General features: G+C 75.4%; 19 protein-coding genes. 11 read left to right on the plus strand and 8 right to left on the minus strand.

The genetic code is table 11. From position 1 onward, the window contains the following. Positions 1-4: 4 nt before the first annotated feature. Genes PH189_RS27440 through PH189_RS27450 form a run of 3 tightly spaced genes read right to left on the minus strand, consistent with a single transcriptional unit; the run spans position 5 to position 3,374 of the window. Entirely contained in the window at positions 5-1,429 is a 1,425-nt protein-coding gene (locus PH189_RS27440; RefSeq protein WP_274192041.1) for a form I ribulose bisphosphate carboxylase large subunit, read from the minus strand. 35 nt (positions 1,430-1,464) lie between these two features. Next, positions 1,465-2,700 (minus strand): GAF domain-containing sensor histidine kinase, encoded by a 1,236-nt coding sequence (locus PH189_RS27445; protein ID WP_274192042.1) that lies wholly within the window; start codon positions 2,698-2,700, stop codon positions 1,465-1,467. Continuing rightward, positions 2,697-3,374, minus strand: a complete 678-nt coding sequence (locus tag PH189_RS27450) for a response regulator (RefSeq protein WP_274192043.1) — start codon at positions 3,372-3,374, stop codon at positions 2,697-2,699. Before PH189_RS27450 ends, PH189_RS27445 begins: the two co-directional genes overlap by 4 nt. Positions 3,375-3,474: 100 nt before the next feature. Between PH189_RS27450 and PH189_RS27455 the strand changes: the two genes are divergently transcribed. Beyond that, positions 3,475-4,419 carry a phosphoribulokinase gene (locus tag PH189_RS27455; RefSeq protein WP_274192044.1) on the plus strand — a complete coding sequence of 315 codons (945 nt, stop codon included), beginning with the start codon at positions 3,475-3,477 and terminating at the stop codon, positions 4,417-4,419. Beyond that, positions 4,416-5,138 (plus strand): HAD-IA family hydrolase, encoded by a 723-nt coding sequence (locus PH189_RS27460; protein WP_274192045.1) that lies wholly within the window; start codon positions 4,416-4,418, stop codon positions 5,136-5,138. The genes PH189_RS27455 and PH189_RS27460 overlap by 4 nt, the downstream gene beginning before the upstream one ends. Before the next feature lie 4 nt (positions 5,139-5,142). Here the strand turns inward: PH189_RS27460 and PH189_RS27465 are convergent, their stop codons facing one another. From PH189_RS27465 to PH189_RS27485, 5 genes are all read right to left on the minus strand, one after another. Further along, a complete protein-coding gene (locus PH189_RS27465) occupies positions 5,143-6,711 on the minus strand; it encodes an Hsp70 family protein (RefSeq protein ID WP_274192046.1) in 1,569 nt (522 codons plus the stop codon). Positions 6,712-6,809: 98 nt separating this feature from the next. Beyond that, positions 6,810-8,087, minus strand: a complete 1,278-nt coding sequence (locus tag PH189_RS27470) for a heparan-alpha-glucosaminide N-acetyltransferase domain-containing protein (RefSeq protein ID WP_274192047.1) — start codon at positions 8,085-8,087, stop codon at positions 6,810-6,812. Positions 8,088-8,124: 37 nt separating this feature from the next. Then, positions 8,125-9,516 (minus strand): M1 family aminopeptidase, encoded by a 1,392-nt coding sequence (locus tag PH189_RS27475; RefSeq protein ID WP_274192048.1) that lies wholly within the window; start codon positions 9,514-9,516, stop codon positions 8,125-8,127. Beyond that, positions 9,513-10,178, minus strand: coding sequence for a BPL-N domain-containing protein (locus PH189_RS27480; protein ID WP_274192049.1), 666 nt, complete (start codon positions 10,176-10,178; stop codon positions 9,513-9,515). The genes PH189_RS27475 and PH189_RS27480 overlap by 4 nt, the downstream gene beginning before the upstream one ends. Next, positions 10,175-14,278, minus strand: coding sequence for a Pls/PosA family non-ribosomal peptide synthetase (locus tag PH189_RS27485; RefSeq protein WP_274192050.1), 4,104 nt, complete (start codon positions 14,276-14,278; stop codon positions 10,175-10,177). Before PH189_RS27485 ends, PH189_RS27480 begins: the two co-directional genes overlap by 4 nt. 315 nt (positions 14,279-14,593) lie before the next feature. On the opposite strand from PH189_RS27485, the gene PH189_RS27490 reads away from it, so the two are divergent. From PH189_RS27490 to PH189_RS27530, 9 genes are all read left to right on the plus strand, one after another. Then, entirely contained in the window at positions 14,594-16,438 is a 1,845-nt protein-coding gene (locus PH189_RS27490) for an oxidoreductase (protein WP_274192051.1), read from the plus strand. Continuing rightward, positions 16,435-18,336 carry an oxidoreductase gene (locus PH189_RS27495; protein WP_274192052.1) on the plus strand — a complete coding sequence of 634 codons (1,902 nt, stop codon included), beginning with the start codon at positions 16,435-16,437 and terminating at the stop codon, positions 18,334-18,336. The genes PH189_RS27490 and PH189_RS27495 overlap by 4 nt, the downstream gene beginning before the upstream one ends. 82 nt (positions 18,337-18,418) lie before the next feature. Continuing rightward, positions 18,419-19,090, plus strand: coding sequence for a mycofactocin biosynthesis peptidyl-dipeptidase MftE (gene mftE, locus PH189_RS27500; RefSeq protein WP_274192080.1), 672 nt, complete (start codon positions 18,419-18,421; stop codon positions 19,088-19,090). 60 nt (positions 19,091-19,150) lie between these two features. Next, on the plus strand, positions 19,151-19,786 hold the full coding sequence (locus PH189_RS27505; protein ID WP_274192053.1) for a phosphoribosyltransferase: 636 nt from the start codon (positions 19,151-19,153) through the stop codon (positions 19,784-19,786). After that, complete coding sequence (locus tag PH189_RS27510) at positions 19,770-21,419, plus strand: glycosyltransferase (RefSeq protein ID WP_274192054.1); 1,650 nt, start codon at positions 19,770-19,772, stop codon at positions 21,417-21,419. The genes PH189_RS27505 and PH189_RS27510 overlap by 17 nt, the downstream gene beginning before the upstream one ends. Then, on the plus strand, positions 21,416-22,054 hold the full coding sequence (locus PH189_RS27515) for an MOSC domain-containing protein (RefSeq protein WP_274192055.1): 639 nt from the start codon (positions 21,416-21,418) through the stop codon (positions 22,052-22,054). Before PH189_RS27510 ends, PH189_RS27515 begins: the two co-directional genes overlap by 4 nt. 469 nt (positions 22,055-22,523) lie before the next feature. Continuing rightward, on the plus strand, positions 22,524-23,048 hold the full coding sequence (locus PH189_RS27520) for a (2Fe-2S)-binding protein (protein WP_274192056.1): 525 nt from the start codon (positions 22,524-22,526) through the stop codon (positions 23,046-23,048). Continuing rightward, on the plus strand, positions 23,048-25,537 hold the full coding sequence (locus tag PH189_RS27525; protein WP_274192057.1) for a xanthine dehydrogenase family protein molybdopterin-binding subunit: 2,490 nt from the start codon (positions 23,048-23,050) through the stop codon (positions 25,535-25,537). Before PH189_RS27520 ends, PH189_RS27525 begins: the two co-directional genes overlap by 1 nt. Then, positions 25,534-26,385, plus strand: a complete 852-nt coding sequence (locus PH189_RS27530) for an FAD binding domain-containing protein (RefSeq protein WP_274192058.1) — start codon at positions 25,534-25,536, stop codon at positions 26,383-26,385. The genes PH189_RS27525 and PH189_RS27530 overlap by 4 nt, the downstream gene beginning before the upstream one ends. The last annotated feature ends 74 nt before the right edge of the window (positions 26,386-26,459 follow it).

Here is a 26,459-nt window from a genome sequence, read left to right on the forward strand (position 1 = left end):
CTCCTTACGAGGGGGTCGGGGTGGCGTCGACGGTGTCGGTCGAGGCGTAGTCGAAGGTGATGTCGCCCCACGTCGAGAGGGCCATCTCGAGCGGCTTGTTGCGCTTCCCGGCGTCGCGCAGGATGTCCGGGCCCTCGGCCAGGTAGTCCCGGCCCTCGTTCCGGGCCTTGATCATCGCCTCGACGGCGACGCGGTTGGCCTCGGCGCCCTGGGCGATGCCCATGGGGTGGCCGATGGTGCCCCCGCCGAACTGCAGGATCGTGTCCTCGCCGAGGTGGTGCAGCAGCTGGTGCATCTGCCCGGCGTGGATGCCGCCCGAGGCCACCGGCAGGGTCGCCGGCATCGACGCCCACTCCTGGTCGAAGAAGAGCCCCTTCGACGGGTCGGCGGCGTAGGAGTTCTTCCGCAGCACGTCGTAGAAGCCGTGCACCGACGCCGGGTCGCCCTCGAGCTTGCCGACGACGGTGCCCGCGTGGATGTGGTCGACGCCGGCGAGGCGCATCCACTTGGAGATGACGCGGAAGCTCACGCCGTGGTTCTTCTGCCGCGTGTACGTCGCGTGCCCGGCACGGTGCAGGTGCAGGATCACGCCGTTGCGCCGCGCCCACTTCGACATCGACTGGATCGCCGTGTAGCCGACGGTCAGGTCGAGCATGACGATGACGCTGCCGAGGTCGCGGGCGAACTCGGCCCGCTCGTACATCTCCTCCATGTCGCCGGCGGTGATGTTGAGGTAGTGACCCTTCACCTCGCCCGTCTCGGCCTGGGCCTTGTTCACCGCCTCCATGCAGGCCAGGTAGCGGTCCCGCCACCGCATGAACGGCTGCGAGTTGATGTTCTCGTCGTCCTTGGTGAAGTCCAGGCCGCCGCGCAGGGCCTCGTAGACGACGCGGCCGTAGTTGCGCGAGGAGAGCCCGAGCTTGGGCTTCGTGGTGGCGCCGAGCAGCGGGCGCCCGAACTTGTTGAGATACTCCCGCTCCTGGACGATGCCGTGCGGCGGACCCTGGAACGTCTTGACGTACTGCGTCGGGATGCGCATGTCCTCGAGGCGCAGCGCCTTGAGCGGCTTGAAGCCGAAGACGTTCCCGATGATCGAGCTGGTCAGGTTCGCGATCGACCCCTCCTCGAAGAGGTCGAGGTCGTAGGCGATGTAGGCGATCCACTGGCCGTCGACCCCGGGCACGGCGTCGACGCGGTAGCACTTCGCCTGGTAGTGCTCGTAGGTCGTGAGGCGGTCGGTCCACACCACGGTCCACGTGGCGGTGCTCGACTCGCCCGCGACGGCGGCGCCCGCCTCCTCCGGCGGCACCCCCTCCTGCGGCGTGACGCGGAACGCGCACAGGATGTCGGTGTCCTTGGGTTCGTAGTCGGGTTGCCAGTAGCCCATCTCCGCGTAGGGGATGACACCCGCGCTCCATCGGTCGGCCATGCCTCGAGAGTGGGCGTGGTCGCTGAGAAGGACAATCAAGTGTTGCGCGGCGACACTTCGTCGAACGGCTCACTGTCGACGGGTGCGGTGACGGTCACCGTCGTGCCCGTCCCCGGCCGCGAGGTGACCCGCACGGAGCCCCCGACGAGCTCCGCGCGCTCGCGGACCGAGGCGAGGCCGTAGCCGGCGCCGTCCGTGCCCGCCCGGTCGGCGGTGCGTTCGGCGGGGTCGAACCCCACGCCGTCGTCGGCGATCTCGAGCCGCACGCCGGTCGATCCGGTGGTCAGACGCACCGTGACCTCCTCCGCGCCGGCGTGCTTGAGGACGTTCTGCAGCGTCTCCTGGGCGATCCGGTAGAGCGCGACCTCGACGTGCTCGGGCAGCCGGCGGTCCTCGAGGTCGAGGGCCACGCGCACCTCGGGCAGCCCGCGGGCGAGCGCCGCGAGCGCGCCGGACAGGCCGAGGTCGTCGAGGACGGGCGGGCGCAGCGCCCCGATCGCGGCGCGGGCCTCGTCGAGGGTGGTGAGGACCATGTCCGACGCGGTGGTCAGGTCCGTGCGGGCCGCTGCGGCCTCGTCGCGGCCGAGGAACGTGGCGACGGCGTCGAGGTGGTACGAGAGCGTCACCAGGCGCTGGGAGATGCCGTCGTGGATGTCGCGGGCCAGCCGCTGACGCTCGGCCTCCTGCGCGGCGATCATCTGCTCGGCGAACCGGCCGTGCGCCTCCTCGCGCGCCGCGAGCCTGCGGTGCATCCGCGCCTGGTGCAGCGCGCCGGCGACGAGGCTGCCGATCGCGGTCAGCACGCGCACGTCGCGGTCGTCGAACTCCCGGTGCGCGACCGTGTGCACGTTGAGGACCCCGGCCAGCCCCACCGGCTCGCTCTCCATCGGCACCGACACCATCGAGGTGTACTGCTCGCCGTGGAGCTCCGGGATGGCGACGTAGCGAGGGTCGGCCCGCTTGTCGCCGGTGATCACCACGGGTTCGCGGTGGCTCGCGACCCATCCTGTGACGCCGGTGTCGAGCGGCAGCCGGACCCGGCCGACCTGCGCGTCGAACGGCGGCGTCGCCCCGGCGAGGGTCAGCGAGCGCTCGGTGTCGTCGAGGACGTGCACGAAGCAGACGTCCGTCGCGGTGGCCCCGGTGATCACCCGGGCCACCGCCCCGGCGAGGGGCTCGACGCCGGGGCCGCTCGTCGTCGCCTCGATGATGGCGAGCAGGACCTCGTTCTCGCGCTGCGGGTCGTCGAGGCCGAGGCCCCGCGTGGTCACCGGAACACCCCCTCGCGCAGCGCGGCCGCGACGGCCGCGGTGCGGTCCGGGACCTGCAGCTTGCGCAGCAGCGAGCGGACGTGGCTCTTGACCGTCTCGTCGCCGATGACGAGCTGGCCCGCGATGGCCCGGTTGCTGTGGCCCGCGACGAGCAGGGCGAGGACCTCGCTCTCGCGCTGGGTCAGTCCCAGGTGCGCGCCGGGCCAGAACTCGTCGCGCTCCATCCGGGCCGCCGACGCCGCCGCCCGCCCGGCCATCGTCGCGTCGACGACGGTCGTCCCCGTGGCGGCGAGCTCGAGGTGGCGCACGAGCTCCTCGCCGCCCATGTGCTTGAGCAGGTAGCCCGCCGCGCCCGCGCGCAGCGCCTGGTAGAGGTACTGCTCGTCGTCGTACACCGAGAGCAGCACCACCTTCTGGTCCGGCGCCCGCTCGGCCAGCGTGCGGCACAGATCCAGCCCGCTGTCGCCGCGCAGGCGCACGTCGCAGAGCACGATGTCGGGGGTCAGCGAGAGGGCGACGTCGAGGGCCTCCTCGGCGCCGTTCGCGGTGCCGACCACACGGACCCGGCCGGCGAACGGCGTGAGCATGGCCTTGAGGCCGACGAGGACCATCTCGTGGTCGTCCACCACGACCACCCGCAACGGACCGGACTGCTGCGCCGTGGTCCCGGTCATCCGTCCACCCTATGGCTGTTCTCCCCCGTACCACCCCCCGTCGCGGGGGAGAGGTGAACGGCGCGTCGCCCTAGCGTCGGTGCCGACGAGAGGAGACCTCGTGCCCGACAAGTCCTTGCGCATGCGGCGCGCCGGCGGTGACGGCCTGGTCACGCGGCCGGTGATGCTCGCGATCGCCGGTGACAGCGCCGCCGGCAAGACGACGATGACCCGCGGGCTCGTCGAGGCTCTCGGTCCCGATCGGTGCGTATCGCTGTGCACCGACGACTACCACCGCTACGACCGGGAGGAGCGCAAGGAACTGCCGTTCACGGCGCTCCACCCGGACTGCAACCACCTCGACATCATGGAGCAGCACCTGCAGCTGCTCGCGACGGGCAACCCGGTGCTCAAGCCGGTGTACGACCACGCGACGGGCGAGCTCGTGCGTCCCGAGCTGGTCGAGCCGGCCGAGTTCGTCATCGTCGAGGGGCTCTTCCCGCTCTGGAGCAAGCTCTCGCGGGCGTGCTTCGACGTCACCGTGTTCCTCGACCCGCCCGAGGAGATCCGGCGCGGATGGAAGGTCGCGCGCGACACGAGCAAGCGCGGCTACACGCAGGAGAAGGTGCTCGCCGAGCTCGAGCGTCGCGAGGAGGAGTCCGCGGCGTACATCCGCCCGCAGCGCCAGAACGCCGACCTCGTCGTCCGGTTCGCGCCGATCGAGGGCCGTGACGACCCCGCAGGCACGTCCCTGTCGGCGTCGCTGATGATGCGCCCGACCATCGACCACCCCGACCTGACCGACGTGCTGCAGTCCGGGCTCTCCCGCGCGATGCACCTCAAGCTCGAGCGCGACCCCGACGGCCGCCCCGTCGAGACCCTCCACGTCCACGGCTACGTGCCACGGGAGGAGAGCCTCGGGGTGGAGAAGGCGATCTGGTCGGCGCTCGGCGCGCCCGACACCGAGACCCCGGAGTGCCTCGGGCGCCTCGGCGACGCCCGCAGCGAGCCGCTGGCGATCGCCCAGCTCCTGCTGCTCTACCACCTGACGGACGCGGCCCGGTGAACGCCGTGACGCACCTCCCGGCCGCCGTGGTGTTCGACGTCGACGGCACCCTCGCCGAGACCGAGCGCGACGGTCACCGGGTCGCGTTCAACGAGGCCTTCGCGCAGCACGGCGTGGACCTGCGGTGGGACGTCGAGCGCTACCGCGAGCTGCTGGTGGTCACCGGCGGGCGCCGGCGGGTCGCCTACGCACTGCGCCAGGAGGGCGTCCCGGCGGCCGAGGCCGACGAGATCGCCGCGCGCGTCCACCGGACGAAGACCGAGCTGTTCGTCGACATCGTCCGGCGCGGGGAGATCGACCCCCGGCCGGGCCTGCCCGAGCTCCTCGACGACCTGCGCTCCCACGGGGTGCGGATCGCGGTCGCGACCACCGGGCGACGCGCGTGGGTGGAGCCGCTGCTCGCCCACCTGATCGGCGCGGACACCGCCGAGGTCGTCATCTGCGGGGACGACGTCGCCGCGCTCAAGCCCGACCCCGCGGCCTACCTGCTCGCCCTGTCGCGCCTGGGTGTGGACGCCACGTGGACGGTGGCGGTGGAGGACTCCGGGCCCGGGCTGCGTGCGGCCCTGGCCGCCGGGATGGCGACGGTGGTGATCACCAACGACGACACCGCAGGCCACGACGTCACCGGCGCCGCGATCGTGCGGGAGGCCTTCGACCGGCCGACCCCGCTCACCGCGGCCTGCCTGGCCGAGGCCCTCGCGGCGGTCCGTTCGTAGACCCCTACTGGCTCGGCGTCGTGCCGCCCGGCGTCGAGCCGGACCCGGAGCCGGAGCCCGAGCCGGAGCCCGACCCGGACCCGGAGCCCGAGCCGGAGCCCGAGCCCGAGCCGGAGCCGGAGCCGCCGCCCGAGCCGCCGCCCGAGCCACCGCCCGTGCCGGAGCCGCCGCCCGTGCCGTGCTCGCCGCCGCCGGTGGTGCCGTGGCCGGTCGTTCCGTGCGAGCCGGGACGGCTCGGCGAGCCCTCGGTGGTCGAGCGAGGGGTTCGCTCGGTGGTTGCGGTGGTGGTCGTGGGGGTGGTGGTCGTGGGGGTGGTGCTGCTCTGCTCCGCGACCGGGGCGACGGCCGGGGCCGCGGTGGTCGGGGTCGCCGTGGTGGTCGGAGTGGGCTCGGCGACGGTCGGGCCGGGGGTCGCGGGTGCCGTCGACGGCGCGGAGACCTGCGGCAGCGGCGCCGAGGCGGCGGCCGGGGACGCGGCGCCGGTCAGCGCGAACGCGCCGCCCCCCACGATCCCGAGGACGATCGCTCCCGCGGCGAGGCCGACCGTGAGCCCGCGACGGGGGGCGCGGCGCCGGGGCGCCGGGGCCAGGGCGGGTGCCGGGACGTCCGCGTCGACCGACGTGGACGGCAGGCTCGCGGTGTTCCGAGGGCCCTGCCGTGGGGCCGGCCGGGAGCGCCCCGCCCTCGCGGCGACCACCTGGGTGCGGGGGACCGGCACGGACGTCGTGGCCCCGTTCTGCTGGCCCCGGGCCGCGAGGTCCGCGGCGCCCAGCGCGACCGTGTGCTCGGGCTCGTTCTCGAGGGAGACCGGGCGCCCGAGCTCGTCGGCGAGCGCCGCGGCGATCGCACCGGTGCGGGTGCTCCACCCCACGAGCACGACGGCGTCCAGGTCCCCGGGCAGGCGCCGGGCGCTCGCGAGGGCGCGGTGCAGCCCGGCCACGGCGGCGTCGTCGGTGGGGTGCGCGTCGGTCGGGTACGACACGGCCTCGGGGTGTCCGACGATCGTGAACGCCCCGCCCCGGTGCACGAGCACGGTGGCGTCGACGCTGCCGCCGCCGAGGTCGACGACGGCGACCCCGCCGCCCTCGCGCAGCCCCTCGCGGGCGGCGTACCGCGCCGCGGCCGCCTCCGGCTCGGAGACCAGGGAGACCGCGCCGAGCCCAAGGCTGACCGCGACCCCCGCGAACGCCTCCCGCTCCTCGTCACCCCAGGTGGCGGGGTGGGTCAGCACGATGCCGTCGGGGGCGCCGCCCTCGCGCTCCGCGACGAGGTCGACGACGCGGCGCAGCATGGCGCCGAGCACGGCGGTGGCGGCGAAGGGCGCGCCGTCGAGGAGCAGCGGCGTCGGGTCGGCGACGCGGGGGCGGACCTCGCGCGCCGCGCGGGACGGGTCCGTCGCGGCCGCCCGCACGGCGGCGTCGCCGACCAGCGGCGGGCCGGACGCTCCCCAGTACAGGACCGAGGGCATCGCCGCGCTGTGCTCGCCGAGGGTGGCGACGCCGACCTTCCCGTCCCGCGCGACGGCGGCGGTGGTGATCGTCGTGCCGAGGTCGACGCCGAGGTGGTAGGTCATGGTCGTCTCCGTGTTCGGGGTCCCGGGGAGGGGAGAGGAGCGGGACGACCACGAGCCTCGCGGCGCGGCGAGGATCGGGGAGTAGGGAGAACCCGACGTCAGGGGGGTGTGGACCCTCGCTCCGGGGAGAGCGCCCGTGCCGCGCGGGCACCCGCGGCCGAGGCGACGGTCTCGAGCGGACCGCGGCCCGCGGTGGCCCGCCAGGCGAGGCCGAGCAGGAGCACCGCGACGACCTGCACGATGTAGCCGGGCACCGGCGCGTAGACGTCGAACGGCGAGTTCAGGAACAGCACGTGCGCGGTGTAGAGGGTCAGCGTCATGGCCCCCGCGGCGGCGAGCGGCGCCCGCAGCACCGTCACGGCGGCGCGCAGGGACGGTCGTTGCGCCGCGTCGAGGCAGAGCATGACCCCGACGACGGCCAGCGCGATGCCGGTGGTGCGGGCGAGGTCGAGGGGCGTCGAGGTGTGCGGGGCGTCCACCGCGAGCCACCACCACGTCGTCGTCGGGGTGGTGCCGTCGGCGCCGGAGGCGAGGATCTCCCGTAGGTCGGCCGGGTCGAGGCCGGCCGCCGCGGACGTCGCGGAGAGGGTCGCGAGGCCGCCGCAGGGCCCGAGCAGGAACGCCGACGCGCCGGACGCGGCCGCCGCGAGGGCGGCGCCGCCGGCCGCGAGCCCGGCGGCGAACCGCGGCGAGCGCAGGTGGGCCCGGCCGAGGGCGAGGCCGATCGCGAGGTACGGAATCCACGTCAGCGCGGGATAGGTGCCGGTCACCAGGAGTTCGCGCAGGAGCCCGGTCGGGTCGGTGACCAGCCGGCCGAGGGACGGGTTGGCGAGCGCGGGCGGGGGCATCCCGGCGCGCACGAGGTGGCTGAGCGCGGGGAGCCCGGCGGCCCCGAGCACGGCGCCGCCGACGAGCAGAGGGGTCGGCAGGAGCACGAGCGGTACGGCGAGCACGAACAGCACCGCGTAGGCGGGGAGGATCACCGCCGCGACCTCGGCCTCGGTGACGCTGCCGAGCACGAGCCCCAGCAGCCCGATCACCCCGGCGCGGGCGACGAGCGCGGCGCCCGCCCGCCGGGCCGGCCCGGCGCCCGTGACGCGCGTGCGGCCGGTCATGAACGCGACGCCGACACCGGCGAGCACCGCGAACAGCGCCGCGGCGTTGCCGGAGGCGATCCGCCCGACCCAGGTCGGCGCGCCCGCCGCGTCGGAGACGTAGAGCGCGTGGACCGCCATCATCCCGAGCAGCGCCAGGCCCCGGGCGGCGTCGATCCCGACGACGCGCCCGCGGCTGCCCGGCACGAGGGGGGCCGCGTGCCGGGCGCGGCCCGGCGTGGCGGTGGCGGGGTCGCGCACCGGGGTCTCGGTGGGAGACATCGCTGTCGCTCCTCGGATCGGGTCGGGGGTGGTGTGCTCAGCCGGGCGGGCGGAGCGCGCCGGCGCGGGTCAGCTGGTCGGTCACGGCGGGCAGGTCGGCGAACCCGCGGGCCACGTCGTCAGGGGTGACGACGCGGTGGGCGTTCGCGGCGACGTAGGCCCGCACGGCGTCGTCGAAGCGCTCCGCGCCGGCCTGCTCGCGCGCGGCGACGAGGACGGCCGCGCCCTGGGTGTAGACGCCGACGTTGTAGGGACCGAAGCCCCGGTCGGCCCAGACGGCCATCGGGTCGCCGAGGCGTCCGCGCAGGCGCGCGGGGACGTCGTCGAGGGCGTAGTCGTCCGCGGTGCCGGTGACGACGGCCTGGGCGTAGGTCGCGAAGGCCTCGTCGATCCAGGGGTCGCGGCCCTGGTCGTTGCCCACCAGCGCGTAGAACCACTGGTGGGCGAGCTCGTGCGCGGCCAGCTCTCCGAGCTGCTGCGGCGGGGTGTCGCCGAACTGCAGCGCCCCGGGGTACTCGAGGCCCGAGGTCTGGGACGGCGCGACCGCGACCCACAGGTCCGGGTACGGGAACGGTCCGAACAGGTCCTGCAGCCGCCGGACCGCCCCGTCGAGCTCGGCGGCCCACCGCTCCGGGTCGGTGCGGGTGCCGCTCACGGGCGTGAACAGGTGCAGTCGCGTGCCCGCGATGTCGCGCTCGAGGACGCGGTAGGCGCCGACCGCGACGGAGATGTCGCGGACGGCGTCGGCCCGGAAGACGTGGGTGGTGGTGCCGGGCCGCGGGCCCGGGACCGGGGGATCGGCGCGCCCGGCGCCCGAGACCGCCGCACCCTCCGGAGCGGTGACGCGCAGCGCGTCGAGCCGGAAGTCCTCGCTGACCGCGGTCTCGCCGGGAATGCGGACGGCGTCGTCGCGGACCCAGCCCTGCCCGCGGACCCAGGCGAGCATGGGGAACCCCGAGCCGAACCACGCGGTGCCGGTGGACGGCGAGGTGCCGAGGCGCTCGTCGGCGTCCACCCCGAGGCGCAGGGTGAAGCCGAGCTCGGCGCGCACGACCTCGCCGGCCGCGACGCAGGCGGGCAGGGGCAGCTCGACGAGCGTGCCGGGCGCGCCGGCCGTCGCCCCCGCGGGTCGCACGAGCGGGGCCGTCGGGCGGCCGCCGACCGATGCGTCGGTCACCTGCAGCGCGTTGCCCTCACCGGCGGGCGACGGGGCGTTCGGCCAGGTCCGGAACACCAGCTCGCAGATCGGCCGGTCGGGCGTGAACGTCACGGTCTCGCGGCCGGTGACGCTGCGGAGGTCGGGTGCGACGTCCATGGCGAGGTCGACGGCGGGCCGTCGGTCCCACGGGGCGGCGGCCTCGGCGGGCCCGACGGAGCAGCCCGCGAGCGCGGCGAGGGCGGTGAGCAGGGCGAGGAGGGCGAGCTTCACGGGCGGCCACGCTCCAGGGTGCGGTCGACGAGGTCGCGGGCGAGCTCACGGGCGTCACGGACGGGCAGCCCGGCGTCGGCGAACCAGTCGGGCGTGGCCTCGGGGTGCGGTCCCACCACACCGACGCGGCCGTGGCCGTGCGGGGCGACGAGGGCCGCCGGCGGCCCGTCGGGGTAGCGGGCGAGGACCTCCACGCCGGCGTCGGCGCGCTCGTCGAGGACGAACGTCGCCGGGTCCTGGGCGAAGACCGAGCGCCGGTGGCCGCGCCAGTCCACGTCGACCAGCGCGTCGTCCTCGGTGTCGAGCACGGCGTCGTCGCCGGCGACGTACTGGTCGGTGTCGCCGGGCAGCAGACCGAACCCGGGGGACTCGCCGGCCAGGTAGGCGCCGAGACAGAAGCCCAGGTACCGGCCGCCGCCGTGCACGTAGCTCCGCACGGCGCGGCGGTGGCGGCGCATCCGGCGCCAGCCGCGGCGCAGGGTGCCGCCGCCGGGCTGGGCGTAGAGCTCGGCCCCGGCGAGGGTCCGCTCGGTCAGGGCCAGGTCCTCCCGCGGGCCGACGAACCGCACGTCGAGGCCCCACCGCGGCTCCGCCAGCAGGGAGGCGACGGCCTCGGGACAACCGGGCAGGCTCGCCGGGCCCCGGTACACGAGTGCGGTCACGCCGCCTCCCCGATCCGGTCGCCGGTGCTGGCGTCGGTCCTGTCGGTGACGACCGGGAGCTCCATCGTCGGCACGGAATCCGGCGGCTCCTCGACCCCGCGGGCGGGGATGCCGCGCCAGCGGGTGCCGTCGCCCAGCTCCTCGCCCTTCATCAGCAGGGTCAGGCCGTCGAGGTCGACGTCGCGGCCGACGCCGGCGTCGTAGAGCACGATGCTGCGCGCCCCGACGGTCGCGCCGTCGCCGACGCGGACCGTCGACATCTTCATGACGCGGTCCTCGAACAGGTGCGTCTGCAGGGACACCCCGGGCCCGACCGCGGCGTCGTCACCGATCTCGACGAGGTCGAACTCGGTGAGGTAGGTGGTGGCGAGGTAGGTGCGCCGCCCGATGCGCGCCCCGAAGCGGCGCAGGGCCACCGGGAGGAACGGGGTGCCGACGAGCAGGCCGAGCATCGTCGGGACGGCGGCCGCCTCGTAGAGCCCGGTGACGAACTCGGTGCGGCGGACGAACGGATCCCACAGCGGCGCGACGCGCGGCCGGTAGGTGCCGACGATGTGGCGCTTCACGGCGACGACGTAAGCGACGACCGCGGCGCTCGCGGCCGCGGCGATCAGCGGGGCGCCGAGCGCGGTGGGCAGCAGATCGCGGCCGCGGGCCAGCGCCGAGAGCGTGAGCAGGTAGAGGTAGAGCCCGACCCCGAGCAGCGAGGCGGGGAGCGTGGCGCGGACGAACTCGACGGCCAGGCGCTCGCGCACCCGCCGGCGGGTCGGGTGGAACGTCTCCCGCTCGTCGTGGTCCCCGGAGTCCTGGCGCTGCGGCAGGTGCATGGCGGGGGAGCCGAGCCACGAGCTGTCGTCGGGGACGCCCGCGGGCGGCGGCACCGTGTGCACGCCGACCAGGGAGCCGTGCCCGGTGCCGGTGCCCGACGGGACGAGGGCCGCGTTGCCGACGAAGGCGCGGTCGCCGACGGACGTCGGGCGCAGCAGCATCCGTCCGTCGGCGAACGTGGCGGCGCCGACGCTGGCCATGTCGGCGACGAAGCTCCCCTCGCCGAGGGTCAGCAGGTCGGGATCGAGGTGCGCCGCGGTGGAGACCTCCGCGCCGCGCCCGACCCGCGCACCGAGCAGCCGCAGCCACGGGACGGTGTAGAGGGTGGCGTAGAGCGAGTTGGTGAACGTCAGGCTCTGCGCCAGCAGCGCGTCGGCGATCCACTTGCGCAGCCCCAGCGAGGAGCGCACCGGATGGATCCCGACGGGCGTGCGCGCCAGGACGACGCGGCGCCCGAGCGCCACCACCACGCAGACCATCAGGACGAACACGGGCCCGGACACCAGCGTGGCGGCGAACCCGGCGAGGACACCGAAGGCGAGCAGCGCCGACCACACGAGCATCACCGAGGGCACGACCATGGCGATCGCGAGCGCCTCGAGACCGACCAGACCGGCCAGCGCGCCGGCCACGTGCCGTGCCCGCCAGCCCGGCAGCGGGCCGGCGTCGCGCATGGCGACCAGCGCCGCGTCCTGGGTCTCGTGCTCCTGCGGGGGCGAGCCCGCCCAGGTCCGCCCGGCCGGGACCACCTCGTCGCGGCCCAGCGACGACTGCTCGGCGAGCATCCCGACGGGGCCGATCCGGCTGCCCGGCGCGAGCACGGTGTTGGCGCCGGCCACGGCGCGGCGCTCGAGCCGGACGGGTCCGACGACCACCTGGCCGTCCTCGACCGACCACGGGTGCAGGGCCGCGCCGTAGCCCACGGTGGCGTCGTCGTCGAGGTGGAGCATCCGGGGCAGCGTGAGGTCGGCGGTGACGACGTGGGTCCGGCGGCCGACCCGGGCGCCGAGCAGACGCAGGTAGGGGGCGAGCAGCGGCGACCCGACCAGCACCGGCAGCGGCGCGAGCCGCAGCACGAGGTCGAGCGTCCAGAGCCGGAGGAACGTCGGCCCCCAGAGGCGGTACCGGCCCGGGCGGATCCCGGCGGCCAGCGGCCGGGCGAGCAGCACCGGCAGCAGCCACCGCACGCCCAACCAGGCCGCCGCGCCCGCGGCGAGCACCTGGGCGAGCACCTCGGTCGAGACCGTTCCGTCGTTCGCCGTGTAGACCCAGCTCACCGGCAGCGTCACGGCGAGCAGGAACAGGTAGAGCACCACCGCCTGGGCCGTCCCGGCCGCCGCGACCCGAGGGGTCGACGAACGGACGGGACCGGGCCGGGGCGCCGCCGAGGTCGCGGTGGCGGACCCGGCGCCCGCGAGGTGGGTCGCGAGCGCCCGCACCGAGGGGTGCGCATAGAGGTCGCGCACCGCAGGACTCCCGCCGACCCCACGCTCGCGCAGCAGGGTCACGGTGGTGGCGGCGAGCAGGGAGTGGCCGCCGAGCTCGTCGAAGAAGTCGGCCTCGACCGAGAGCTCGGCGGGGGTCAGCCCGAACGCCTCGGCCCACACGGCGGCGATCTGCTCCTCGAGCTCGCCCTCCGCCGCCACCACGGGGCCGGTGGCGGCGACCAGCCGGCGCCCGGCGGGCGCGGGCAGCTGCGCGCGGTCGACCTTGCCGCTGACCTGCGTCGGCAGCTCGTCCAGGACGTCGAGGGTCGCCGGGATCATGTAGGCGGGCAGGCGCTCGCGCAGCGCCGCGACCAGCCGGGCGGTGAGCGCCTCGGCGTCGGCGAACTCCCCGACGACGTACGCGGCGAGGTCCCCGGAGCCGGCGTCACCGCCGCCGCCGGGGTCGAGCGCGACGACGGCGCTGCCGACCTCGGGGTCGGTGAGCAGCACGCTCTCGATCTCGCCGAGGTCGACCCGGTGGCCGCGGACCTTCACCTCGGCGTCGGCGCGGCCGAGGTACTCGATCTCGCCGTCGGCGGTCCACCGGCCGAGGTCCCCGGTGCGATAGAGCGGGTGGCCGGTGGCCGGGTGGGTGACGAACACCGAGGCGGTCTTCTCCGGCAGGCCCACGTACCCGCGCGCGACCCCGGGGCCGGCGAGGGCGATCTCGCCGATCTCGCCCGGGCCCACGAGGCGCGGCGTCGGGTCCTCGGCCTCGAGCAGCTCGACGCCGTAGGTGGGCAGCGGCCGGCCGATGGTGACCGGGCGGTCGGGCACGAGCTCGCACCACGTCGCCGTCACCGTCGCCTCGGTGGGTCCGTAGGTGTTGAGCAGACGCCGCCCCGGGCGGCTCCAGCGCTCGACGAGCTCGGCCGGGCAGGCCTCACCGCCGACGAGGACGGTGCGCAGCCCGGGCAGGTCGCGCGGAACGGTGGCGAGCAGCGTCGGCACGCAGTACAGGACGCTGACGCGCGTGCGTTCGAGGTGGTCGGCGAGGTCCGCGCCCAGGCGTCGCTCGTCGTTCGGCCCGACGACGAGCGTCGCGCCGACCGCCCACGTCGGCCAGATCTCCTCGATCGAGAAGTCGAAGGAGATCGTCATGCCCTGGTGGACGCGGTCGGTGGGGCGCACGTCGTAGACGGTGGGCACCACCGCGACGAAGTTCGTGATGCTCGACTGCGCGACCTCGACGCCCTTGGGTCGCCCGCTCGAGCCGGACGTGTAGATGACGTACGCGGTGGGGTCGTCAGAGCCGTCGGGAGAGCCCTCGGGGGCACGGTCGGCGGGCCGGTGCGTGGGGGCGGCGTCGAGGGTGGCGGCCTCGCCGTCGACGGCGAGCCAGGCGCGGCCCAGCGGCGCGACGGTGTCGGCGAGCGCGGTGGAGGTCAGGAGCAGGTCGACGCCGGCGTCCTCGGCGACGTACGCCAGGCGGTCGGCGGGCGACTCGGGGTCGACGGGCACGAAGGCCGCGCCGGCCTTGAGCGCGCCGAGCAGGGCGACGTAGGTCTCCGGCGAGCGCTCGAGGAAGAGCGCGACCCGGGCGCCGGGCCGCACACCGCGGTCGGCGAGGACGTGCGCGAGTTGGTTCGCGCGCGCGTCGAGGTCGGCGTAGCTGGTCGCCCGCCCCTCGTGCTCCACGGCCGTCGCCCCGGGCGTCGTGTCGGCCGTGCGCTCGAAGACGTGCTCGAGCCGGGCCTCCGGCAGGCGTGTGGGCCCCGCCGCCGGGTCCGGGCCCGGCTGCCGTGGCAGTGGCCGGGTCGCGTCCTCGGTGACGGCTCCCGTCATCGGCTGCCTCTCCCCGTCGGCGTCCCCCGGGCGCCGCTCGGTGAGGTGGATCGGCACCACGGGGACGTCGTCGACGGCGTCATCGCTCGTCGGGACCCGGCGTGATGAGCCGGGCTGGGCGTGTCAGTACCTCGGCGCCCCCGGTCGCGAAACGCGACCGCGCCGCCCCGTCGACCTCGTCACAATCGGGTAACGCGATGACGGAGCGTGAGAGAAAGCGGACGAATCGTCACCACCGCACCACGATGGGGTCACTCGCCGACGAACGTCCCGCGGGGCGTTCGGCCCCCGCGGCGAACGGCTACCGTCACGCCCGTGCTCGCCGATCCGGTGTTGCTCGGCGTGCGGACGGCGGGCAGCCGCGTGCTCTTCGGGCCGCACGTCACGAACCTCGCCGACCCGCGGCGCCCGCGGGCGCTCGGCGCCGATCACGTCGAGCACTACCGGGCGCGCGCCGCCGGGGGCGCCGGGCTGGTGGTCACCGAGGTGGCGTCCGTGGTGGCCGACGACCACCCCTACGAGTACGCGCCGCTCGCCGCCGACTGCGCGGAGGGCTGGGCCGCGATCGCGGACGCCTGCCGTCCGTACCGGACGCTCGTGCTCGCCGGGCTCGGGCACGCCGGCGGGCAGGGTTCGTCGGCGTACACCCGCGGGCCGCTGCGCGCGCCGTCGGCGGTGCCCGACCCGGCCTCGGGCGAGGTACCGGCCGTGCTGGACGCCGACGGGATCACGGCGGTGGTGTCGGGCTTCGCGCAGGCCGCCGCGGCGGCCGTGACGGCGGGCTGCGACGGCGTCGAGATCCAGGCGGGCCAGCACGCGCTGCTGCGGCAGTTCCTGTCCGGGCTGACCAACCGGCGTGACGACGCGTACGGCGCGGACCGCGGTCTGCTGCTGGCCGAGGTGCTCGGCGCGGTGCGTGACGCCGTCGGCGCCGAGGCGCTGGTCGGTCTGCGCCTGGCCGTCGACGAGCTCGCGCCGTGGGCGGGCGTCACACCCGGCACGGCGCGCACGGCTCTGGAGCGGGTGGCGGGGCTCGTCGACCTCGTCGTCCCCGTGCGGGGCTCGGCGCTGTCGGTCGGCGCGACGCGGCCCGACGCGCACACGCCGCCGGGCTTCCTGCGCCCGCTCCTGGCCGAGCTGCGGGTGCCGGGCGTGGCGATGGTGCTGGCGGGGAGCGTGGTGGACGCCTCCGACGCGGAGTCCGCACTGGCCTCCGGCGACGCCGACGTCGTCGAGATGACCCGCGCCCAGCTCGCCGACGCCGACCTCGTCGCCCTCGTCCGCGCGGGCGAGGGCCCGCGACCCTGCGTGCTGACCAACCAGGAGTGCCGGGCGCGCGACGTCCGCAACCCTCGGGTGTCGTGCACGGTGGCGGCGCCGGAGGTCCCCGAGCGGGTCGTCGCCCGTCGTGCCGACCCGGTCCTCGTCGTCGGCGCCGGCCCGGCGGGACTCGAGGGGGCACGGACGCTCGCGCGGGCCGGCTGTCCGGTGCGGGTGGTCGAGCGTGCCGACACGGCCGGTGGCCTGCTGCGCTGGGTGGCCGGGCTGCCGGGTCGCGAGCGCTTCGCGCGGCTCGTCGACTGGTACACGGGTGAGCTGTCGGCGCTGGGCGTCGACCTCGCGTTCGGGGTCGACGCCGAGGTGCCCGCGTCCGGCCGGGTGCTGCTGGCCACCGGCGGTGTGGACCGGCCGGGGCGCGGGACGCCGATCGCCGCGGCGCTGCGCGAGGGCCTGCCCCCGGGTCCCGTCGTCCTCGACGACCCCCTCGGCGACGGCGCGGCGGTAGCGCTCGCCGAGCGCCTGGCCGCCGAGGGCCGCGAGGTCGCCATCGTCGCGCCCGGCGTGCTCGTCGGCCCCGGGCTGGCGCGCACCGGCGACCTCGTCGACGCGCAGGTCCGCCTCGCCCGCGCCGGCGTCCGGCGGGTGACCGAGGCGCGGGTGGTCGGCTGGTCGTCCGGCTCGGCGACGGTGGCCGACGTCGTCACGGGGGCGACGACGTCGCTTCCCGCGGAGGTGCTCGTCGACGCCGGCCCGCGCCGTGCGCCGGCGGGCCCGGCGCCGCGGGCGGACCTGTACGTCGTCGGCGACGCCGTGGCAACGCGCACGGTCGCCGAGGCCGTGCGCGAGGGCCGGGCGGCAGCGCAGGAATTGCTGTCGTGAGCGTTCTGGCCGACCCCGTGCGCCTCGGTCCCCTCGTGGCGCGCAATCGGATCGTGTTCCCGGCCCACCTGACCAACGCGGCCGTGGCGCGCCTCCCCACCGCCGCGCACGCCGCGTACTACGGCGCGCGCGCCGCCGGCGGCGCCGGGCTGATCATCACCGAGGAACAGTCGGTCGACCCCGCCGACCGGCCCTACGAGAAGCTCGTCGACGGCACCGACCCCGCCGTCGTCCCGGGCTACCGCGCGATCGCCGAAGCGGTGCACGCGCACGGCGCGCTCGTGCTCGCGCAGCTCGGGCACAACGGCGGGCAGTCGTCGTCGCTGTACTCGCGGGTGCCGGTGGACGGCGCCGACGACGAGGCCGACCCGATGTTCCGGGAGGTCCCGCGCGCGCTCTCCGAGCACGGTCTCGCGCGGCTCGTGGCGGGGTTCGGGGTCGTGGCCGGCCATGTCGCGGCGGGCGGGCTCGACGGGGTCGAGGTGCAGTGCTCGCAGGCGTCGTTGATCCGGCAGCTGCCCTCGTCGCGTGCGCTGCCGTTCCTGCTCGCGGTGCTGGCGGCCGTGCGGGAGGCGATCGGGCCCGACCGCGTGCTGGGCGTGCGCCTGCAGGGCGACGAGGGGATCCCGGGCGGCTCGACCGTCGACGACGCGGTGCGGCTGGCCGCCGCCGTCGAGCCGCACGTCGACTACGTCAACACCGCGGTCGGCGTCGCCACCCGGACCCTGTCGTTGATCGAGCCGCCCATGGGCGTGCCCGCGGGGTACGCGGCGCACGTGCCGTCGGCGGTGCGCGCCGCGGTGTCGGTGCCGGTGATCGGGGTGGGGCGGTTCACGACGCCCGCGCAGACCCTCGACGCGGTGCGCTCGGGGTCGTGCGATCTCGTCGGCGTCGTCCGAGGCCAGATCGCCGACCCCTCCTTCGCGGCGAAGGCCCTGCGCGGGGTCCGGGTGCGGCGCTGCATCGGCTGCAACCAGGAGTGCATCGCCCGCGTCGGCCTCGACCAGCGCCTGGGGTGCGCGGTGAACCCGTCGGCAGGTCGCGAGGCCGTGTCCGTCGACGTCACCGCTCCGACGAGGGCGATCTCCCCGTCCGCTCGCGTGCTGGTGGTCGGCGGCGGGCCGGCGGGGTTGGCGGCGGCGGTCGCGGCGGCGCGGTGCGGGCACGCGGTGACGCTGGCCGAGCGGGCCGACGCCCTCGGCGGCCAGCTCGCCCTCGCCGCCCGGGCGCCCGAGCGCGGCGAGCTCGTGCACGTGGTGTCCGACCTGGCGTTCGAGGCCCGCGAGCTGGGGGTGGAGGTGCGGCTGCGAACCTCGATCCGCGCCGCGGAGGACGCCGACGCCGTCGTCCTCGCGACCGGCGCCCGCCCCGCCCTGCCCGCCTGGGCGTCCGGGCTCGCCCGCGTCGTCGACGTCACCGACGTCCTGGCCGGGCGCGTCACCCCGAGCGGGCACGTCCTCGTCGTCGATGCCGGGCGCTCGCACGCGGCGACCTCGACCGCCGAGCTGCTCGCCCGGCGCGGCGCGAGCGTGACCACGCTGACCTCGGCGCTCGTCGCGGCCGGCGCCCTCGCGCCGACCCTCGATCGCGAGCGCTGGCGACGTCGCGCCGCCGACCTCGGGATCGAGGAGCACACGGATCGCGTGGTGCTGGGCGCCCGTCCCGGCCCGGTCCTCGACGTGCTCGCCCACCTCACCGGCGAGGTGACGCCGTGGCCGGCCGACTGGGTCGTGCACGCGGGCCCGCCGACGCCGGTGCTGCCGGGCACGGAGGTGCCGGAGCTGGGCGTGCCCGTCGTCCGCGTCGGCGACTGCGTCGCCCCCCGCGACCTCGGGGCCGCGATCCGCGAGGGCACCGCTGCCGGGGAGGGCCTCCGTGAGCGAAGTCCACGGCGATAGCCGGGAAGATCGCGCACGTAGACGTGAGCGATCTTCGGGCCTATAGCACCGAACTCCGCTCACATAGGGTCGGCGCGTGGAGATGGCCGAGGCCCGCTGGCCGGAGTGCGAGGACGTGCCGGTGCTGCTCGTCCCGGTCGGGGCGACCGAGCAGCACGGCCCGCACCTGCCGCTCGGCACCGACACCGCGATCGCCGCGGCGGTCGCGGCGCGCAGCGGCCTGCCGGTGGCCCCGGCCCTGCCCTACGGCGCGTCCGGGGAGCACGAGACGTTCCCGGGCACGGTGTCGATCGGCACCGAGATCCTGGCGGCGGTGATCGTCGAGCTCGGGCGCTCGGCGTGTCGCTTCGCCCGCCGGCTCGTGCTCGTCAACGGGCACGGCGGCAACGTCGGCGCCCTGCGCGCCGCGGTCGCCCTGCTGCGCTCCGAGGGGCGCGACGTCGCGTGGTTCCCGTGCGGCGTCCCGGGCGCCGACGCGCACGCCGGGCACCACGAGACCGGCGTGATGCTCGCGCTGGCGCCCGACACCGTGCGCCCGGACCTCGCCGCCCCCGGCAACACCGCCCCGCTGCGCGAGCTCATGCCCGCGATCAGCGCCGGCTCGGTGCGCGACGTGAGCCCGTCGGGCGTGCTCGGCGACCCGACCGGCGCGACGGCCGGCGAGGGCGCCGAGACGGTCTCGGTGATCGTCGCCGCGCTCGTCACGGCCGTCGAGCGGTGGGCCGTGGACGACGCGATGGGACGCCTGACCTGAGCCGGCGGCGCTCGGCCAGGGTCACGACGTCGATCGCCGGCCGGACCTAGACTCCGGGCGATGGCCCCCTTCGCCGACCGCGACGGAGCCGGTCGCGCGCTCGGTCGGGCGCTCGCCGAACTGGACCTGCACCGCCCCCTGCTCGTGGGTCTCGCCCGCGGGGGCGTGCCGGTCGCCGCGGCGGCGGCCGCGGCGCTGGGGGACGGGGCGGAGGTCGACGTCGGCGTCGCCCGCAAGATCACGGCACCGGGGCGCCCGGAGGCCGGGCTCGGCGCGGTGGCCGTGGACGGCGAGCCGGTGTGGTTCGACCTCGCGCTGCAGAACGCCGGCCTGCCCCCGGACGTGCTGGACGACCTCGTCGTCGCCGAGCGCACCGAGGCCGCCCGCCGCGAGGAGGCCTACGGGTCGGGGTGGCGAGGCCGCGTGGCGGGGCGGGACGTCGTCCTGGTCGACGACGGGGTGGCGACGGGGATGACGGCACGGGCGGCGCTCGAGGCGCTGGTCGCCGGTGGCCCGTCGAGCCTGGTGCTCGGCGTACCGGTCGCGGCGCCGCCGGCGCTCGAGCGCCTGGCCGACGACTGGGGCGGCACCGTCGTCGCCGTGCTCGTCCCGCCGGACTTCCGCGCGGTCGGTGACGTCTACGACGACTTCGGGCAGCTGACCGACGACGACGTCCTGCGTGTCCTCGATCGCTGACGACCCACCGCGCGGCTGCCTAGACTCGCCCGCCATCAGCGCCTCCACCGTCAGCCCCGCGGCCCCCGCCACGGCGACACGCCCCCCGCACGGCTGGGCGGTCGTGCTCGACCGGCGCGTGTGGCGCGCCGATCGCGGCCGCACGCTGATCGGGGGCTCGCCGCCGCGCGTGCTGCACCTCTCGCCCGCGGCGTACGGGCGCCTCGCCGGCCCGGACGGGATCGCGCCGGACGCGCGGCTCACGGTCACCGACGCGACGTCGGCGGCACTGGCGCGCCTGCTCACCGACGCGGGCGTCGCCCACCCCGATCCCGGCCACCCGGACGCCCCGGCGCCCGCCGCGGTCTCGGTCGTCGTGCCCGTCCGCGACCGTCCCGGCGAGCTCGCCCGCCTGCTCGGTGCGCTGGCCGCGACCGCGCCGGGGATCGCCGAGGTGGTCGTCGTCGACGACGGCTCGACCGACCCGGACGCCACGGCCCGTGTGGCCGCCGCCCACGGCGCGCGCGTGGTCTGCCATCCGGTCTCCCGCGGGCCCGCCGCCGCCCGCAACACCGGCGCCGCCACCGCGGCCGGCGAGATCGTCGCGTTCCTGGACTCCGACGTCGTCCCCGAGCCCGGCTGGCTCGCCCCGCTCCTGGGTCACCTCGCCGACCCCGCCGTCGTCCTCGCCGCCCCCCGCATCGTGGCCTGGGAGGCGTCGTCGGCCGGTGCCGGCCCGGGGGCCACGCTGACAAGTTCAGCACAGCACGCCGATAGGGTCAGGAAATCCCCCCGCTCGATCGCGCGCCGGACCGTGGCCCGCTACGAGGAGCGACGCTCGAGCCTGGACCTCGGGCCGCGCGCCGCCCCGGTCACCGCCCGCTCCCGCGTCGCCTACGTCCCGAGTGCGGCGCTGCTCGTCCGCCGCGAGGCGCTGGGCGCCGGGTTCGCCGAGGACATGCCCGTCGCCGAGGACGTCGACCTCGTCTGGCGCCTCGCCGCCGCCGGCTGGCGCCTGCGCTACGAGCCGTCGTCCCGGGTGGCGCACGAGCACCGCGACGCCGTCGGCGCGTGGCTCGAGCGCAAGGCGTTCTACGGCACCGGCGCCGCCCCGCTGGCCCTGCGTCACCCGCGCCGCGTGCCGCCGGTCGCCCTCGCCCCGTGGACCGCGGCCGCCATGACCCTGCTCGGCGTCCAGCGCCGGTGGAGCACCGCCGCCGCGGGCGCCGTGACGCTGCTGGCCACGGCCCGCCTGGCGCGGGGGCTGGCGCGGCCGGGCCGGAAGGACACGCGTCTCGGCGACATCCGGCGCGCCGTCGCCCTCGCCGCGGTGCTCGCGCCCTGGGGCCTCGGCGGCGCGGCGTGGCAGGCGGCCGGGGCCCTCACGCGGCACTGGTGGCCGGCGGCGGTGGCGGGCGCGGTGGTGTCCCGCCGGGTCCGCCGGGCGCTGCTCGTCGCCGGCGTGGTCGAGGGCGTCGCCGACTGGGCCCGGTTCCGCTCGCCCGGCGACGGGCCGGACGACGTCGTCGGCCACGTCGTCGCCCACCGGCTGGACGACCTGGCCTACGGAGCAGGGCTGTGGTGGGGCGCGTGGCGGTACCGGACGACCGCGCCCCTGCGTCCGGACCTCAGCGGGAAGGGCCCCGACCGATGACCCCGATCGTCCGCACCGTCGCCGTCGGCCGCCCGCGCGAGGTCCCGGGACCCCGCGACGGCGAGACGACGAGCACCGCCATCTGGAAGGAGCCGGTGGACGGGCCGGTCGAGGTCGGCCCCGAGAACCTCGCCGGGGACGAGCAGGCCGACCGCGTCAGCCACGGGGGGCCGGAGAAGTCCGTCTACGCCTACGGCGAGGAGGACCTCGCCTGGTGGCGCGGCGAGCTCGGCGCGCTCGACGACCAGATCTTCGGGCAGAACCTCACGACCGTCGGCTACGACCTGCGCGATGCCGTCGTGGGCGAGCGCTGGCGGATCGGGAGCGCCGAGCTCGTCGTCGTCCAGCCGCGCACCCCGTGCTTCAAGCTCGGCCTGCGCGCCGGGGACCGGTCCATGCCGCGCCGCTTCACCGCCGCGGTCCGGCCGGGCGTCTACCTGCGCGTCGCGTCGACGGGCACGCTCGCCGCCGGCGACCCGATCGAGGTCGTCGACCGGCCCGCGCACGGCGTCACCGTGTCGGAGGTGTTCGCCATCGTCCACCACGAGCGCGACCGCGCCGCCCGCCTGCTCGAGGTGCCGGAGCTGCCGGCCGGCTACCACCACTGGGCCCGCGAGCGCCTCGCCCGTCGGTGATCGTGGGGGCTCCGCTGACGATGGACGTCAGCATGGCCCCCGGGCTGACATCGACCGCCCCCACACGCACCGACCACGCCCTGTTCCGGCGCGTGCGTTCCGGGTGAGGTGCGAACCCCTCCCAACGGACGGTTCGCCTACCGACCGGAGTGTTCTTTTCCGCAGCGATCCGCCCGTTCCAGGGGTGTGTCGAGCCGCAGAAGCGGATGTCTGACCGCCCTTGCTCCGCGTGTGCGGTGTACAGGTCGGTAACCACTCCGACCTGGTCATTCGGGTAGCCCATCCGCCCCCTGAGTGGATGTTGCGCCGCCCGGTGGTCGGCGGTGTGATGTGTCGGCCACCACGCCGGAGATGGGGGCACAGGCGCGCGCGAAGTCAGCGGGCGTCGTTCGCACACCACCACCACGTCCTCGGTCTCGACGTCCGGGCTCCGGTGCCACGTCGTTCGACCGAGTGAGGAGTGAGGTCCATGGCACGCATCCGGACCACCGTCGACGGCCTCGTCTACGAGGACGACGTCGAGCCGCGCATGTTGCTCGTCCAGTACCTGCGTGAACGGCTCGGCAAGACGGGCACGGTGATCGGCTGCGACACGAGCAACTGCGGGGCGTGCACCGTTCACCTCGACGGGATGAGCGTGAAGTCCTGCTCGGTGCTGGCCGTCCAGGCCAACGGCGCCGAGGTGCTCACGATCGAGGGCCTCGAGCGGGACGGCCAGCTGCACCCCGTGCAGCAGGCCTTCCACGACAACCACGCACTGCAGTGCGGTTACTGCACGCCCGGCATGATCATGCAGTCGATCGACCTGCTCGGTGACAACCCCGACCCCACCGAGCACGAGGTCCGCGAGGGCATCGAGGGCAACCTCTGCCGTTGCACCGGCTACCAGAACATCGTGCGCGCCGTCCAGGACGCCGCGACGAAGATGAAGCCGGGAGCCGCCCCGACCGCCGAGGCCGGAGCCAAGCAGACCGTTGCCGGCGGAGGCGCCTGATGACCACCACCGAGAACCCGACGGACGCACCGGTCAAGGAGATCGGGCGCGACCGCCGCCGCAAGGAGGACCGCCGGCTCATCACCGGGCGGACCCAGTGGACCGACAACAAGGCCCTCACCGGGCTGCTGCACATCGCGATCGTGCGCAGCCCGTTCGCCCACGCGACGATCAAGGGCATCGACACCTCGGCGGCCAAGCAGCTGCCGGGGATCGTCGCCGTCTACACGGCCGCCGACATCGGCGCCGACCAGGTGCAGCTCCCGTGCGCGTGGCCGGTCACGAAGGACATGCGCTCGCCCCAGCGTCCCGCGCTGGCCGGCAGCCGGGTGAACTTCGCCGGTGAGGGTGTCGCCGTGGTCGTCGCGCGCAGCGCGGCGATCGCCAAGGACGCCGCCGAGCTGGTCGAGGTCGACTACGACGAGCTCGAGCCGGTCCTCGACATGGAGGAGGCGCTGAAGGACGGCGCCACCCTCGTGCACCCGGACCTGGGCACGAACTCGAACGCCCAGTGGGTGTTCGACTCGGGCGAGGCGGGCTCCGGCGGCAACGCGACCGAGGCCATCAGCAAGGCGGAGTCCGACGACGACCAGATCGTGGTCCGCCGCCGCTTCCGCCAGCAGCGCCTCGTGCCGGTGTTCATGGAGCCCCGCTCCACGGTCGTCGACCCCACGGGCGAGCAGCTCGTCATGTGGTCCTCGACCCAGGTGCCGCACATCCTCAAGACGATGCTCGCGCTGACCCTCGGCCTGCCCGAGCACAAGCTCCGCGTCATCGCGCCGGACGTCGGCGGCGGCTTCGGCGGCAAGATCGCCGTGGCCCCCGAGGAGGTCGTCACCCTCCTGGTGTCCCAGAAGCTGGGCAAGCCGGTGAAGTGGACCGAGACCCGCTCGGAGTCCCTGCTCACGGCCCACCACGGCCGCGACCAGATCCAGGACCTGACGATGTCGGTCACCAAGGACGGCACGATCACCGGCCTGGACGTGAAGCTCCTGGCCGACATGGGCGCCTACCTCGGCCTCGTCGGGCCGGGCGTGCCGATCCTCGGCGCGTTCATGTTCAACGCGATCTACAAGATCCCGGCCTACCGGTTCGACTGCACCAACGTCTTCACCACCAAGACGCTCACCGACGCCTATCGCGGCGCCGGTCGTCCGGAGGCCACCTTCGGCATCGAGCGCCTGATGGACGAGGCCGCGCTGGAGCTCGGCATGGAGCCGATGGAGTTCCGGAAGAAGAACTGGATCAAGCACGACGAGTTCCCGTTCACGACGGTCAGCACGCTGACCTACGACACGGGCAACTACGAGGCCGCGACCGACCAGGCCATGCAGATGTTCGACTACGACGGTCTGCGCAAGGAGCAGGCGGAGCGCCGCAAGCGTGGCGACGTCAAGCAGCTCGGCATCGGCATCTCGACCTTCACCGAGATGTGCGGCCTCGCGCCCTCGCGCGTACTCGGCTCGCTCGACTACGGCGCCGGTGGCTGGGAGACCGCGGCCATCCGGATGCTGCCGACGGGCAAGGTCGAGGTCGTCGTCGGCGTCAGCCCGCACGGCCAGGGCCACGAGACCGCGTTCTCGCAGATCGTCGCCGACCAGCTCGGCGTCGGCTTCGACGACGTCGAGATCCTCCACGGCGACACCCAGTCGTCCTATCGGGGCCTCGACACCTACGGCTCGCGCTCGCTCGCGGTCGGCGGCATCGCCGTCGTCAAGGCGGCCGAGAAGGTCATCGAGAAGGCCAAGCCGATCGCCGCGCACATGCTCGAGGCGTCCGAGGGCGACCTCGAGTTCGCCGCCGGGAAGTTCTCGGTCAAGGGCACCGACAAGGGCGTGGGCATCCAGGACATCGCGCTCGCGGTGTTCGCCGCCCACGACTACCCGGAGGGCATCGAGCCCGACATCGACGCCCACGCGACGTTCGACCCGGAGAACTTCTCGTTCCCGCACGGCACGCACCTCTGCGCCGTCGAGGTCGACACCGAGACCGGGTTCGTCTCGATGTACAAGTACGTCTGCGTCGACGACGTGGGCAACGTGATCAACCCGCTGATCGTCGAGGGACAGGTCCACGGCGGCCTGGCGCAGGGCATCGCCCAGGCCCTCTACGAGGAGGCCGCGTACGACGACCAGGGCACGCTGCTCTCGGGCACGCTGGTCGACTACACGCTGCCGAGTGCGGCGGACCTGATCAGCTTCGACACCGCGAACACCACCACCGCGTCGACCACCAACCCGCTCGGGGTCAAGGGCGTCGGCGAGGCGGGCACGATCGCCTCCACCCCGGCGGTCGTGAACTCGGTGCTCGACGCGATCCGGCACCTCGGCGTCAAGGACATCGACATGCCGACCACCCCCTACCGCGTCTGGAGCGCCATCCAGAACTCGTCGGGGACCTCCGGCCGCGCCGACGAGGCGAACGTCGCCTCGCCGGGTGCCGGTCTCGGCTCCACCGCCCGTGACATGCCCGAGGGAGGCAACCTGTGATCCCGGCCCAGTTCGACTACGTCCGGCCCACCACGGTCGAGGAGGCGCTGCAAGCCCTGCGCGACGGCGGCGACGACGCCAAGCTCCTCGCCGGCGGCCAGAGCCTGCTGCCGGTGCTGCGACTGCGCATGGCCGACCCGTCGCTGATCATCGACCTCGGGGGAATCCCGGAGCTGCGGGGTGTCCGCGAGGACGGCAACGAGGTCGTCGTGGGGGCCATGACGTCGCACCACGACGTCACCCGTGACGACATCCTGCGCCAGCACGTCGCCCTCATCCAGGAGGCGACGAAGACGGTGGCCGACCCGCAGGTGCGCCACCGCGGCACGCTCGGCGGGGCCCTCGCCCACGCCGACCCGGCCGGCGACCTCGCCGCGCCGGCGCTGGCCCTCGAGGCGAAGTTCGTCATTGCGGGGGCGAACGGCACCCGCACGGTGGCGGCGGCGGACTTCTTCGAGGACTACTTCGCCACCGCCATCGGTGAGGGCGAGCTCCTCACCGAGATCCGCTTCCCGAAGTACACGGGTTGGGGCGCGCGGTACGAGAAGTTCAACCGGGTCGCCCAGGCCTGGTCGATCGTGGCCGTGGCCGCGACGATCAAGGTCGACGGGGGCACGATCTCCGATGCCCGTATCGGGCTGACCAACATGGCGGGCACCCCGGTGCGCGCCACGGCCGTCGAGTCGGCACTGGTCGGTCAGAGCGCCACCGAGGACAATGTGCGCAAGGCCGCCCAGGCGGCCGCCGAGGGCACCAGCCCCACCGCGGACGCGGACGCCGGTACCGACTACCGCGAGCACCTCGCCAGGGTGCTCACCGGTCGGGCCGTCCTCGCGGCCGCGGGCTGAGTCCTCCGCGGTCCATCCCGTCCGACGATCCGATCGTCGCGACGTCCCGGCCCGCCCCCGCAGCAGCGGGGGCG

Source organism: Actinomycetospora chibensis, assembly GCF_028737215.1.
GTDB classification, from domain to species: domain Bacteria; phylum Actinomycetota; class Actinomycetes; order Mycobacteriales; family Pseudonocardiaceae; genus Actinomycetospora; species Actinomycetospora chibensis.

Bases quoted from the DNA above. Each gene is read 5' to 3' on its own strand.
- PH189_RS27525 (WP_274192057.1), top strand. From the start codon at position 23,048: ATGACCACCACCGAGAACCCGACGGACGCACCGGTCAAGGAGATCGGG.
- PH189_RS27515 (WP_274192055.1), top strand. From the start codon at position 21,416: ATGACCCCGATCGTCCGCACCGTCGCCGTCGGCCGCCCGCGCGAGGTC.
- PH189_RS27450 (WP_274192043.1), bottom strand. From the start codon at position 3,374: ATGACCGGGACCACGGCGCAGCAGTCCGGTCCGTTGCGGGTGGTCGTG.
- PH189_RS27465 (WP_274192046.1), bottom strand. From the start codon at position 6,711: ATGACCTACCACCTCGGCGTCGACCTCGGCACGACGATCACCACCGCC.
- PH189_RS27520 (WP_274192056.1), top strand. From the start codon at position 22,524: ATGGCACGCATCCGGACCACCGTCGACGGCCTCGTCTACGAGGACGAC.
- mftE (WP_274192080.1), top strand. From the start codon at position 18,419: ATGGCCGAGGCCCGCTGGCCGGAGTGCGAGGACGTGCCGGTGCTGCTC.
- PH189_RS27505 (WP_274192053.1), top strand. From the start codon at position 19,151: ATGGCCCCCTTCGCCGACCGCGACGGAGCCGGTCGCGCGCTCGGTCGG.
- PH189_RS27470 (WP_274192047.1), bottom strand. From the start codon at position 8,087: ATGTCTCCCACCGAGACCCCGGTGCGCGACCCCGCCACCGCCACGCCG.
- PH189_RS27485 (WP_274192050.1), bottom strand. From the start codon at position 14,278: ATGACGGGAGCCGTCACCGAGGACGCGACCCGGCCACTGCCACGGCAG.
- PH189_RS27440 (WP_274192041.1), bottom strand. From the start codon at position 1,429: ATGGCCGACCGATGGAGCGCGGGTGTCATCCCCTACGCGGAGATGGGC.